At 54.9% G+C, this 13275-nt stretch carries 12 protein-coding genes; 7 read left to right on the forward strand and 5 right to left on the reverse strand.

Going from position 1 to position 13275, the window contains the following annotated elements; translation table 11 throughout:
- The 3 genes from KM295_RS12790 to KM295_RS12800 all read left to right on the forward strand — a co-directional run.
- A partial coding sequence (locus KM295_RS12790) for an ISH3 family transposase (protein ID WP_256030346.1) occupies positions 1–793 on the forward strand: 793 nt, incomplete at its 5' end.
- 359 nt (positions 794–1152) lie between these two features.
- Positions 1153–1875, forward strand: a complete 723-nt coding sequence (locus KM295_RS12795) for a M48 family metallopeptidase (RefSeq protein WP_256030347.1) — start codon at positions 1153–1155, stop codon at positions 1873–1875.
- A 155-nt stretch (positions 1876–2030) separates the two neighbouring features.
- Complete coding sequence (locus tag KM295_RS12800; RefSeq protein WP_256030348.1) at positions 2031–2855, forward strand: hypothetical protein; 825 nt, start codon at positions 2031–2033, stop codon at positions 2853–2855.
- Between the two features lie 197 nt (positions 2856–3052).
- Here KM295_RS12800 and KM295_RS12805 read toward each other — a convergent pair whose 3' ends face one another.
- Positions 3053–5218, reverse strand: coding sequence for a hypothetical protein (locus KM295_RS12805; protein WP_256030349.1), 2166 nt, complete (start codon positions 5216–5218; stop codon positions 3053–3055).
- A 792-nt stretch (positions 5219–6010) separates the two neighbouring features.
- On the opposite strand from KM295_RS12805, the gene KM295_RS12810 reads away from it, so the two are divergent.
- Positions 6011–6556 carry an SWIM zinc finger family protein gene (locus KM295_RS12810; RefSeq protein ID WP_256030350.1) on the forward strand — a complete coding sequence of 182 codons (546 nt, stop codon included), beginning with the start codon at positions 6011–6013 and terminating at the stop codon, positions 6554–6556.
- Positions 6553–7428 carry a hypothetical protein gene (locus KM295_RS12815; protein ID WP_256030351.1) on the forward strand — a complete coding sequence of 292 codons (876 nt, stop codon included), beginning with the start codon at positions 6553–6555 and terminating at the stop codon, positions 7426–7428. The genes KM295_RS12810 and KM295_RS12815 overlap by 4 nt, the downstream gene beginning before the upstream one ends.
- 874 nt (positions 7429–8302) lie before the next feature.
- Here KM295_RS12815 and KM295_RS12820 read toward each other — a convergent pair.
- From KM295_RS12820 to KM295_RS12835, 4 genes are all read right to left on the reverse strand, one after another.
- Entirely contained in the window at positions 8303–9301 is a 999-nt protein-coding gene (locus KM295_RS12820) for a tyrosine-type recombinase/integrase (protein WP_256030352.1), read from the reverse strand.
- Positions 9302–9517: 216 nt separating this feature from the next.
- Entirely contained in the window at positions 9518–10432 is a 915-nt protein-coding gene (locus tag KM295_RS12825) for a DMT family transporter (RefSeq protein WP_256030353.1), read from the reverse strand.
- 166 nt (positions 10433–10598) lie between these two features.
- A complete protein-coding gene (locus KM295_RS12830; RefSeq protein WP_256030354.1) occupies positions 10599–11444 on the reverse strand; it encodes a VOC family protein in 846 nt (281 codons plus the stop codon).
- Between the two features lie 97 nt (positions 11445–11541).
- Entirely contained in the window at positions 11542–12420 is an 879-nt protein-coding gene (locus KM295_RS12835; RefSeq protein ID WP_256030355.1) for a winged helix-turn-helix transcriptional regulator, read from the reverse strand.
- 142 nt (positions 12421–12562) lie between these two features.
- On the opposite strand from KM295_RS12835, the gene KM295_RS12840 reads away from it, so the two are divergent.
- Entirely contained in the window at positions 12563–12958 is a 396-nt protein-coding gene (locus tag KM295_RS12840) for a hypothetical protein (RefSeq protein WP_256030356.1), read from the forward strand.
- Positions 12959–13048: 90 nt separating this feature from the next.
- Positions 13049–13243, forward strand: a complete 195-nt coding sequence (locus tag KM295_RS12845) for a 30S ribosomal protein S17e (RefSeq protein ID WP_256030357.1) — start codon at positions 13049–13051, stop codon at positions 13241–13243.
- The last annotated feature ends 32 nt before the right edge of the window (positions 13244–13275 follow it).

Here is a 13275-nt window from a genome sequence, read left to right on the forward strand (position 1 = left end):
ACTCTGCTCGATGGCTGCTAAAGACGGGACGACCACCTGCCACCGCTACTGTACAGCGTACGTCGTCTCGAACGAGAAGCCGGTGACGTTAGCGATGACGTACGTCCGCAACGACGAAGACGAGGCTGACGCGGTCGAGCGTGTGCTCGCCCGCGTCGAGAACTATCCCTTCGAGATCGACCTCCTGCTTGCCGACAGCGGATTCTACAACGAGCGCGTCATCCGTCGTGCTCGTGACATCGCCGCAACGGTCGTTCACGTACCCAAGAAGGGCGAGCGGATGAAGGACAAACTCGACACCCACAAATCGTACATGACAACCTATCGCATGTACAAGGACAGCGAGCGGGAACTGCGCTTCCCGCTCGCGGTCGCTGTCTCCTACCAGAACGGTGATCGAGGCAAGCATGGCGAGGTTGTCCGAGGCTACGTCGCGTGCGGCGTGACTGATCGATCAGCAAAGCAGGTCGAACGCCTCTATCGGAAGCGGTCAGGCATCGAAACGACCTATCGATTACTCCGGCAAGCACGCGGGATCACGACGACGCGTGATCCCGTCGTGCGGTTTGCAATCATGCTCGTCGCGGCATTGCTGGAGAACCTGTGGCTGGTGCTGCGGTGGGCGGTCGTCGCCCGCCCACAGCGGGGCGGGCGCGACCTACCCGAGGAGTTCACGTTCAAGACGTTCTGTGGCTGGATTCGTCACGAGCTCGAAGAGGAGTTACGCCGGCGGTGGAAGATCAAAGCGAACGGGGTTGGCGTGCCGGCGTCACAGGCGTCGGCCGCGGGCTGACAGGTCAGCCCACGGCCTGTTCGGTGGGCGGTAAGCGACAGCTGTCGGCAGAGACCGCCGAAATCTGGGTGAGATCGTCTGTCCGGGGCGGTGGATTGGAACGGTCTCGATCTCCGCCGCGGTAGCAGCCGAGACTGACCGTCAAATCATACAGAAAGTGACTATTTGGTGGTGTTCAGGCAGCATTCTCTCGACTCGTTCGGGAAGTAACGATAATGGCTGGAAGACCAACCAACAGACAATTGCGGAGATCGAACGCATCTTGCTTGACGTGTTGGTGAAAGAACACGATCTCGGCCATATCATCCAAGAAAACGACGAGTTCGTAGATACAATCCGCAATTATCTCATTCAAAACCATGGCTGAGACGCAACAACGTGTGGTCGATTTGTTGGGTGACTCCGTTGAGTACGATTTGAGCCGTAGTTCTGATGCCACCAAACCTCGAATTGATGTAGATATTCACGGCGTCACGGTTGTTGTTCCTGAATCTACGGAGATTCATCCAGCGGAATTGCTCAAGGAGAACGCGGCATGGGTTATCGAAAAGAAACAACGATACGACACCTACCGCGAGCAGATTCCAAACCGAGAGTACACGGAAGGAGCTGTGTTCCCATATCTCGGAGAGGAATGTGAAATCATAGTTGAAACCCGGTCGTCGTCAGATGTTGATGATGGCACCTTACGGCTTGCACAGCATCACGTTGAGGAAACCTCGATAAAACGCGCTCTCGAAACACTCTATCGGAGAAAAGCGCGCGAGATGTTCGAGAAGCAAGCTGAGTACTATGCGAAAGCCATGGGGGTAGAATACGGACAGATTCACATAAGAAATCAGAAGACCAAGTGGGGATCATGCTCGACAAGCGGTACACTCAGTCTGAATTGGCGGCTGATGATGGCCCCTCAAGAGATAGTGGATTATATCGTGATCCACGAACTCGCCCACCTCCAAGAGCCGAACCACGATGACTCATTCTGGTCACTCGTCGCGGAATATGATCCAGAATATGAAGCCCACAGCCGGTGGCTGGAAGAGCATAGTACTGAATTGATATTCTCTGAAGATGATCTCTAAGTATCATACCCGCTGAGTAGATCTGTTATGCACTGCTTTTTCTCCGCATTGGCAAGATGATATTATGATAAACTGTACCGAGACCTCCTTTTATTTCGATTGAGTTTCTTTGAGCGATACGGAGGCTCATAATCAAATGCTGGACAGGAAAATACATGGATATTGACCTGCCATCGGATAAGAACGAGTCAGATGATGACTCAATCTTTGACGGAAGGATTGATCTTTACGAAGCCTACTGGCTCTACGTTGACGGTGTCCGATGTGTTGGGCCACTATTAGAACAGTCTGCCGCAACAAAAAACGACACAGAAAGTTCTCCGCTTGCTCGCCACTATAATCACTTCTACGAAAAGAAACAAGAGCATAAGCGGCAATGCAAGAGCCTACCGGGGAATCTTCCAAAGTACAAACGTCACTTTGGCGAACCCCGTGGCGATGTTCAGAAAGTTCCACGAGATAATTTAGATGAACTCGGAATTGAGTGGAATGAGGGAGATGACCCGATCTGGCTCCCTCCTGAATATGAACTCCCGCCGGTTTGGGAAGACGATCTGGAGGGTATGGACAAAGCAGAACTAAACAATCTCGTCAGATCGCTTCGTTCAGAGAACCAGAAACTCCGGGAAGAGCGTGATCAACTGAAACAGAAGTTGGCAAAGATCAGCGAATCGATCTCAAATTATCTCAGCCTGCACGAATCCAACGAACCACAGCAAGCGACATCGCCTCAAACTTGCGAAAAGTGTGGTCGAACGTTTGATTCAAAGGCCGCAAAACATGGCCATTCCTCTCATTGCGATGGTTCAGTTCCAACTGATAGTCAAGATCCACCGACACAGCCAGAGGCCAAGGAGTTAGCACAGCTCGCCGAAGAATTGCCTGAACTAAGTGAAGAGCAATCGTCCGAGGATTACGAACATCTATCTGCTGAAGAAGAACTGGAAAATCTCAACCATCTGCTACAGGGAAGCCTATAGCGCGCTTCTCTGCGGGTTTGAAAAGTCAATATCAAAACTGATGTTCGTCAGCGATAAGTGGGGGAGTCACAGCAGATTCTGATCTCAGCAGGTATAGACACCAGCTATCCCTACTGCGCCTTATTGGCGTCAATATTGGAACGTTTGAACTCACCGGTACAAGTATATAGTAGGGCTGAGTTCAAATGATTGAAATATTATATATCTAAGACTCCGCTTGGAGCGTAGTCGGCGGAGAATAAATGAGCATTATACGGACCAGCTTCTTCTTCAACATTAAGAAATGGCTGATCCGAGAACTTCCGAAACGTGGTATAAATGTGGTTCTTGCTGACGCTTATCGGGATCCTTTCTTTAATTTCAGATGCCGTTTCTTGCCCACCGGACTCAACCAAGTGGCTGAGAATCTGCTTCTGTTTCTTACCGAACGGTATGACATCGTCAATCTTCTCGTCAACATATTCGTCCGGAAGTACATTCGTCATTACATATACCGTCGCTTCATCATCGGGATCCTGAGGTGAACGAGCATACCTCCCGCAGGCCTGTAGTACCCCATCGCGCTGAATATCTCCAAGGATTGATTCTGCAAGGTCAGCGTCTGGTCCTACCCACGATTGTCCCCGATAGTCTTCGTCAATCTCACGTTTTGGGATGGCACTTTTGTCGAAGAGTGCGAGCCAGTCTTTGATATGATCGCTACTCGGACTGATACATCCCGCGATCAACCCGATCCGTTCTGAACTGAAGTCTTCGATTGACTTTTCTGCTCCAAAATGGATCGTGTCTGGAGAGTCAATCCCTGAGTCACACAACTGGTCGTGTAGATCCGATTCAAACGTGTTCGCTGTGACGCCGGTTCTGAAATCGTCGCCATACTTGCGCGAGAGTTCATCACATATAATTCCGACTTTATTATGATTATACCCATTGTTCGTCCACGTATTCTTGTTGTCTCCGACCTGTACAATATGTAGATCACGCTGATTTCGACGCCATCTATGTAGATTCTCAGAGCTAACAATCTGCTCTGAGTCAATCGAGGGAGTAGTATATGCTTTCCATTTCGGCATTGTCGGATGCGCGTCAAGCCCGACCACGCTTCGTGCTTCGTAGAAATCAGGGATCGATTGTATCAATCTCAGTCTATAATCGTCATCTATAACGATTCGAATAATCACTTCATGTTTAGGTCCATCATATCCACCATTGAGTACAGGGTACTCGTGACGGACCTCGCCGACCCATCGGTCGTGATTCCGCTCTTCAGCTGAGATGAGAGCTTTGACTATGCCCGGCGTTAGCGCGTGTGCATCACTATTACACTGAAACCACTCAGCATCAGGGGCTTCCAAAGTATCTCTGACCTCGCTGAGAGCTTCGTCCGTACCAATACCCCCGACTACTCTCACAGCCAGATCTTCCCATCGTTGAATAGGAGCGTCAATCTCTGTGAGATAGCTATTGACAGTCTTTTCTAACTCTATCTTTGTCATATCAATAGTGAAGTCGGGACGTTCATCGATGATGACGTTGCAATCTTCGACGAGGCGGGGAACCTGAGCGAAGTTGTGGGTTGCGTGCAGAACATCGTACCTAACCTCGTCATCGTCGTTAATTGGGATGCCTTCCCATTGTGTTGAGGAGCGGCAATCATCTTCGTCACAACATGGCATTTGGCCATCACAACGCCGCTTGAATTCACCGTGCGCAACAGATAGTGGAAGCCCCCGGCCATCGCACATATCTCTGAACCATTTCGACGGCTCCCTTCCGTCTGGTGCGGTTATTGAGCCATTTTCTTTGTCATTATGTGAGTCGTAATCGCCCCTCGCAACCGGGCAAGCGTCGCCCCGCCCATAGAGACGTTTAGCTGATGCCGACGAGCTTTCGCTTTTTGAGAACGCATCGTCGCGGGCGTCGGTTGTCCCCGAAAGTAAGATAACTGGCTGACCACCGGTGGTATCTTCACACGATCTCCATCGCTTTGTGCTTGCGGCGTGTGTTTTTCCAGAAGAAGTTGGAGCTTTGATCACGGCGTTCTCACCGTTTTTCATCATCGCTTGGAGCTTCTCGGTGAGTGATTTTCGGATCTCACCTGTGCCAGCGCCTTCATACACGACGCTGTATTTTCCATCTGCCTTCTTCAACTGGCCATTCTGTACGGCTTTCTTGATGGCTTTCGCGGCGCTACCATTGTCGCCGATATTGGTGGTGATTGTTTTTATTGAACTAACGATACTTCCGCGTGGTAACGCATCTCCCGTACTGAACTCTAATGAAGTGCTATATGCGTGATTGAATATTTCCCTCCATTCGATTTTCTTGAGGCCGGTGCCAGCGTTTTGATGTTCATATGACAAGTGTAATTTGGTGGAAGTAAGACGCGATTCGGCTGTTCACAATTTTAATTGTGACGTGGCCGAATTGCTTATATTGCCTACAGAGAGGGATTCTCGCTTCGAGAGTTTCCTTCCAATTCGGCCGTACTGCTGGCTGCTGTATATATGTTTGGAATAGTAAATATGTCCCCTAATTTCAGCCAAATCACCCCCGTATTGTACGCGACCGGCTACTAAAGATACGCGGGTGGGGGGGTCGATTGGTGTTCTAACTGGAAGTATTATTACTATAGCACATACCTCCATACGTTCCGTTTCATACCGGGTGCGAACCACCAGATTTAGCCACGAACGTCGCCCCCCGCTTGGCATCTACTCTATATTGTTTCGTACCCTTCTATTTTCGATAAAATCACTCGTCAGCTATATGCCAGAGCTTCATTCGTTCCGTGACTGCTACACTCTCCGCCTTATCGCTGTCCTCCAATGATGTGAGACGCCGTAGCGCCGTCCGTGGGGAGCATCCTACCCTGTCAGCAACTTCTCCCGTTCGAACCCCGGACCCATCGTCCAATTCCTGTAAGGCAGTTAGAACGTCATTTTCGCTATATTCGCGCGGGCGTCCGTTCCCGGAATCGGAACTATCAGTCATTAGATCTCGATAATAGCGGCATACAGTTAGTTCTGGCGCAATAAGGACAGAACTAAGTGATTGGAGGAAAGACATGCAAGTGTCGAAGTCATCCGTCGTGCGTAGAAATGCGCCCCCTGTTGGAGCAGGGAGCGCGGGTGGCTTCGATTGGACCCGAAGCCATGCAAAACGAATACTCGGCGGCACTTGAACGTGCCGTCACGGAAGACTGTATCGACGTTGAGAAACGCGACGTGCGCGCACTCACAGAGTATATGTCTACGCTCCCGTTCGGGGGTAGCCTGTACTCCGTAACCACAGAAAGCGGTTCTGAGTACCTTGTTGATCTTCTTGAGGGACGTTGCACCTGTCCAGATTACGAGTACAACCTCCCAACTGACGACGGACGGGAGTGGTGTAAACACCTCAGTAGAGTCGCTTTCGCCACAGGTGAGCGAGCAATTCCGGAGTGGGTAAATCCTGAAGTAGTAGACCCACAACTCGGAGGGCATACCAAGACTACCGTTCGTGACGGCCTTCTCACACACTCTCCCTTATCGAGGTCGGACTCTGATGCCACCACAACGGCGGCAGACATGCTCCAGACCGATGGTGGTATAGCGTCCATCTCTGACGACTCGGACGTGTGTGCGAACGGTAGCGAGCATTGTGATGGTCCTGACGGTGACGGACTTCCCTGCTTCGAGTGCTATGAGGTGGACGAATGACGAACCATACAAACGACGAGCGAACCGTTCGCTGTCCGGTCGAGGGCTGTGACGCTACGCCTTTAGCGAGAGGGATAAATCTCCACCTTCGACGGTCGAGTGGAGGAGGACACGGCCCACAGAATGAGCTACCTGAAGAGATCGATCTCGATAATCTCACGACAGTCGGTGAACGTGAGGTAGAGATGGACTATCCTGAGAAGCGGGATACCGAGGACGTTGCTCGGCTCTGTCCTTACTGCTCTCAGCCCTTCAGCGGTCAGAACGGTGTTCTCATTCATCTCGGACAGGTCGCAGGTCGCAAGAACCATCCCGAAGATGGTGGTGAGTTCCACTCTGAAGATGATTTCCCGGAGGTTGAAGTTGACGAACGAGGGAACGTCGTTAGCGTTGTTGGTGAGACAAATACTCCGGAACACACCGAGACAGCGAAAGCTGGTTCTGTCCCGAATCAGCGGGTGTATCAGTTCATCGCTGACCTTCTCGCTGATGGAGAAGTCCAAACGGCCCATCGCGTTCGCAAACGGTTGCTCGGGATCGAGAACGTTGATCGACCGTTCCGAAGCGCCCCGTCCCATCCAAACGTCTTCAATGAAATCTTGGAGTACGCATATGACGCAGAAAGGGATCAAGAGCTAACTGCGGCTCTCGAAACGCATGGAGTGATGATTGCCCTCGGGGGCGAATCTGGACTCTATACTGCCGACGAGGTTCTGGATCTGGCGGCGTATTTAGATGGGAAGGATCTGGATTCGTGGGATCAGGCCGGGAAGCTGAAAGATTTTGTTGAGTTTCTTCGGTACTCAGCAGAGCTTCTTCAGAACGAGACGCCACCGAAGGGACTGCATGAAGAGTTCCAAGAATGGCGATGAATCCAATGTCGGTCGCCAGCCGAGTTTGCGAGTCCTGCCCTCGTTGTGGAGATGATAGCGATGTCTGGCGCTACGAGAAGACGGAGACGAGGGTGACGAAGCTCCAGTTCTGTTGTGAGATGTGTGGGTGTGGATGGGCGGAGGTCAGACAGAGTTAGTTGCCCGCACTCTTATTGCTGAGTATCCCGAGGCGATCATTCTCCGGGGGCAATTGTGTTTGTGTTGATCTTCCCGAAGAGGCTGGATTGGTTCTACTAATATATCGGACTCTTGCGTGTAGTCATACATCAGAACGCATTGAGAGGGACCTGTTGTAGTTTACAAGGCGGTCCCGGCCTTGTTTGTTCACCTGTCTATTCCGTGGATAGCTTCACGACTGTAATCAAACTGGCACACGCAAGCGCAAGCAACAACCCGGCGAAGACCATACTACCAATATCTCCGGCAATGCCTTGAGGAATCCCTAAACGGATCATGAGGCTACTAAGACTCTTCGCAAATACGTAAGCAGTCAGCAGTACAACCACTACAGCGACAACGGTCATGGAAACTATCCCGTCGATGCCTGAGTTACTACTCCTTGGCATCACGTTTTAGAATGAAACCCACGTATAAATTCTTTGGGTTGAGAATGTCCGGAAAACAGACTAAACGGACGCTAATAGACGGAAATTCAGAAAATAGTGCGCAAAACAATTAACTTAAAGAATACTGGTTTTGGACATGCCTCACTATCGACATTGTGAGCGCTTACAATAGGAGATTTAGTGGGTAGACTATTTCTGAGATTTTCGTCTCTCGTACACCCTACGTTCGGTATTGAGCATGGGGGACATTTGCAAGACAGATTATAAAATCAAATCAACGACCGCTTTTAGTCCAAATCCAGAATCTCGCGCCGTAGCTCCCTCTTCTCACTCTCACTCCGAGCATCGTAATGTTTCTCAAGAACGTCCGGTGAGACATCCATCCGTTCACTAATCACTTCCTTTGAATGACCCTCATTCAAAAAGTTCGTAATCGCACTTCTACGAAGGGGGTGAGGCGAAACAGATCCCGGACACTTAGAAGCAGAATTGTACTTCGTCGCTTCGCAATCATCGATCTCTCGGTTATGTGGACACTCATTCGTGTACACACAAGGCCGAGTCAGGGTCGTGATCTTTTTTCGAAGCGTTGTCCGGTGCGCTCTTCCCTGTGATGATGGGAAAAGTGGTTGGCGATCATAGTCATCTACGATGTCTTTCCGCTTGCCTTCGATGTAGTCGTCAATGATGACGCAAACCCATTCGTGAAGCGCGATTTGACGTTCGGCGGGCCGTTTGTTCTTCAACGGTGTTCCTTCTTCAGGACGATGAACGACATCGATATACATCTCGTCGCTGTTGTAGTCGCCAACATTCAGTCCCCGAGCCGTTCCGACCCTAATACCTGTCGTCCACATCAGAGTGAACAGGACATGTCTCAGGGAGGCGTATTCGTAGGTTCGAAGATACTGCATGATCTCCGCACCCTTATCGCTACTGAGAAGGGTATCCCTCGCTCCGTCTTCGATAGTTGGCATGACGATACCCTCGGAGACGTTCTCCATCAGATCTCGGCCCTCACACCATTTGAGAAACGTCCGAAGGACAGACATCTGATTGTATATGCTGGCGTCAGAGAGGTCTTCACGCCGGTCTAATTTGAACTGTGAGACGCCCCAACTATCTATGTCTTCGACTTCCGTGGGCCGTTCTTCATCGGCCTCACACCACTCGATAAACTGGTTAAGTTGAGATGAATGGTTGTAGAGGGTCGAATCGGAGACATCTGGTTTGCGTTCTTTGAGATACCGTTCGATTGCATCCGCTATTTGGATAGTTCGTGTCATGACACGAACCGCAAGAAGTGAGTACGGTGGCACGAGGGGGTGCCGGGTTACACACCGATAGCAGGTGCGGCGACATCTGCGTTGCTGTACGGCGGTTCCAAATCCGCCCCGACCCATTCGCTCTTTGTCCGTTTTTAAATTACATACAGTGGGAGAGACCACTGACAGTCCGATAGCATCGAACGCGACGTCTCCTCACAGACGGCCTGTTTCTATCTACCGATGGCCCGGGATCGACGCATCGCCGATCGCAGCGGCGAGGGCTCTGCGTTTCAGGAGCGCGAACCCGGCGGCGACGAACCCGAAGCCGGCATACGACAGCCAGTTGATCGACTCGCCGAGGGCGAACACGCCGACGATCGTCGCCACAACCGGGACGAGATACGCGATCAGGGACGCCTGAAACGCGCCGTGGACCTCGATGATGTAGAAATAAATGTAATACGCGATGGCCGTCGCGAACACGCCGAGATAGAGGATCGCTCCGATCGCGGCCGGCGTCGTGAGACCCCCGCCGGGGAGTTCCCCCACGCCGAGGCTGAGCCCGTGCAGGATGATAGCCCCGAGCAGCATCGACCACCCGATCAGGGGGACCCGATCCATCGATGGGACGACCCGCTGGATGATAACGCCGCCGAGCGCCACGCTGATGACCTGGCCGACGATGATGAGACGGCCGAGCGTATCCCCGCCGAGGAGGTTGTTCGGATCCGGCTGTACCACCAGAGCGATACCGAGAAAGCCGATGCCGACGCCGATCGCCCCGCGCACGGTGAGGTGCTCACCCAGCAAGAACAGCGCCCAGGCCGCGGTGGCGATCGGCATGAGCGCCTGCATGATCCCGGCGATGCCGCTCGGCACCGTCTGTTGGCCGATAAACAGCAAGCCGGTGCCCGCGATGAGAAACAGGCCGCCGCCGAGGATCGCGAACTGGTTGTTCCGGCCGGCGGGAACCCACTCGTCGGTCCTGACCGCCGCATAGCCGAGCAGTACCGCGGCCGCAACGTCGTACCGGAGGGCGGCGAACAGCAACGGCGGGAGGAACTCCAGACCGACGGAGATCGCCGGGAACGTCAACCCCCACACCACCGAAAGCGCTCCGAACATCGATGCGTCAAACCAGCGGGTCACGGCCCGAACTTTCATCGAATATCGCATATGGGTACCGATCCACCGACGGTTCGTCACGGGGTCACATGCCGTCCGTCGCTGTCGTCGAACGACGCTCGATCCGCCCGACGAATTCCCCGTCAGTCGTTCGGGGGAACGCCGTCAGAGAGGATCGCCCGATCGCCGGTTACCCCTCCCGGGTGACTTCGAGAAGCCCGAGGTATCGGTGGCCGACGGGCTCGGTTACCGGGAGCCACTCGATTCGTCGATCCCCGAGGAATCCGGCGGTGCGATCGTCGAACCGGGGTTCCGTGCCGCGCTCGCGGCCGAGGAGATACGCGACCGGAAGCGGCCCGAACGCTTCGAGACGGTCGGCGAACCAGCCCTCTCCCCGAGGGCGGGCCAACGCGACGGGCTGGTCGGGGAAGACGGCGACGTCGGCGCTGGGGTCGGTGAGTTCCCTGGTCGTGGGGGCAGACAGCCCGAAGACGGTCTCGAACTCCTCGATCGCCGCCTCGAGGTCGTCAACGCCGAGTACGACCGTCTCGACCCCGACGATCGACGACGACGTCGGATCGCCGGTGGGCCGTACGCGACGCTCCCGCGGCGTCCGATCGCTGATGAGAAACGGGAGGCTCGCCCCCGGCTCGCCCACACCGAGAAACGTGAGGTCCCACTCGACGACCGTTCCGTCCTCCCGGACACGTCGGTACGCGGACGGCCCCTCGACGTCGGCGCCCCGGCGTTCGAGCTCCGCAGTCGTGGCCTCGATGTCCTCGACGGCGATCGCCCACGCGCACGGGCCGCCGTCGCCGTGGATCGGCTCGTCCCACCACGGGGAGTCCATGTCGGGTTCGATCGTCGAGACGAGTTCGATGTAGCTGCCGTCCGGAAAGCCGACAAGCGACATGTGAGTGATGTCGTTCGAATGGTGGCCGCCGTACGCGACCTCGAGCCCGGCTTCGGTGAACGCGTCAGTGAGCCGATCGAGGTCGGTTCCGGCGACCGTTACGTGATCCACGTGTAGATCCATGCCGGGGGGTAGCACGGATACCCAATAACGTTGCAGGGTGGATACACCGCCGTCGGACGATAACCGGAGCCCGTGAGGGATAGAGACTGGTGGCGGCTCACCCCAGCAGTTCCTTCAGGATCCGGAGTTCCTCCGCCTCGGAGATCGCCTCCGAGTTCAGGCAGGCGTGGACGATCCGGTGGACGAGTTCCGGGTCCTCGAACACCGTCTCGGGTCTTTCGGCCGTCCTCTCGGTGGCCGCCTCCAGTTCCGCGACGCGCTCATCGAGGGCTTCCAGTTTCGCTTCCAGATCTCCTGGCGTGTCCGTGTCTTCTCCCTTCGTGGATGACTCTTCGGCGTTTGCCGGGGTCGTCTCAGTCGCGTCCGCCGCAGTATCGGAACTGCCGTCCGCCGACGCGACGGCGGAGGCCGGCTCCCCGAGGAGCACTTCGACGAACTGTCGGCGTTCGCTCCACTCGAAGCCCTCGATACTGTTCGCCCGGTTGCCCACGGTCGTCGCGGAGACGCCCAGCCGGTCTCCGATCTCCCGTTGGGTCGCTTCAGGGCGCTCCGCGATGGCGTCCAGAACGTCCCGCTGCTTTTCGGAGAGGTCGTCCGGCGAGACGGATACCTCCGGTCCAGCCTCGGCGTCGGTATCGGCGTCGAGGTCACCGTCCGCGTCGGTCGGCGTCGCTCCGGACTCGTCGGTCTCTGTCGGTCCGCTCGAAGGCGTCGTATCGGCCGTCGATCCAGCCTCCGGGTCGTCGACTTGTTCGGTCGTTTCTGGGTCCGATTCGGTCGCTGTCGTCGACTGATCGTCGTCCGCGGCGGGGTCCCCGTGTTCCTCGAGGACACGCTCGACCAGTTCGGTCGTCGCGCTGGGTACCATCGTGGCGAGTTCGTCGATCGACGTGTCGGGATGCTCCGCGGCGACGTCCAGAATCTGTCGGTGTCGCACCGACTGTGGGTACGGTTTCCCGTCGTCATCCGTACTCATGCCCTGATTGTCACCTACGTTATCGGGGGATAATAACTGTTTTGCGGGGCGGGTGCGATCCTCCGATCGCGCTCCTGTCTGCCGTCTTACGACAGCCGATTCGGGCCGGGCGTATTTCAGGACGTTTTCACAACGCACCGGTATGCAACGACGCGAGGCGGTTCGAGGGGCGATCGCCCTGCTGGGGACCGTCGCGGCGGCCGGGTGTGCAGACGTCGAGGAGGTCTCGGACGGGACGACTGACCGGGCGAGCGAGGAGGCCGAGAAGACGGTCAACGAGACGATGGAAAACGAACTCGTCCGTCCCCCGAACGCCGAGATCGAGCTGAGAGACGACAGGACGATCATCGTCCTCTCGATCGATCCGGACACGGTGGGAGTCAAGTGTGGCCTCATCGAAGGCGACGATCCGGTCGCCGAAATAAAGCAAAGCGAGCGTGCGAGGACGACCCCCGGAACGGAGATCGAAGACTGTGAGGCGGAGTTCGTCATCGCCGTCAACGAGGCTGGCGACGTCGAGATCCTCGAGGAACTCTGATCCTCGCGGATCTCACGTCCGGCGACGCGCCGAGCCCGGAAGCCCGAGTCGAATCTTTTTTTAATACCACAGCAGTAGAGACGGTTACTAATGGCCATCAAACCCGCCTACGTCAAGAAGACCGCGACGCTGCTCATGGAGCGATACCCCAAGGCGTTCGGTGACGACTTCGAACACAACAAGGAACTCGTCGAGGAACTGACGAACGTCGAGTCGAAGGGCGTTCGCAACCGGATCGCCGGATACGTCACCCGCAAGAACAGCGTCCCCCAGGAAGCGGCGTAGGCGGTCGTCCCGTTACCGAACCCAACGAGGCT

Origin of the sequence: Natronomonas aquatica, from assembly GCF_024449025.1 — an archaeon.
In the GTDB taxonomy this organism is placed as follows: Archaea; Halobacteriota; Halobacteria; order Halobacteriales; family Haloarculaceae; genus Natronomonas; species Natronomonas aquatica.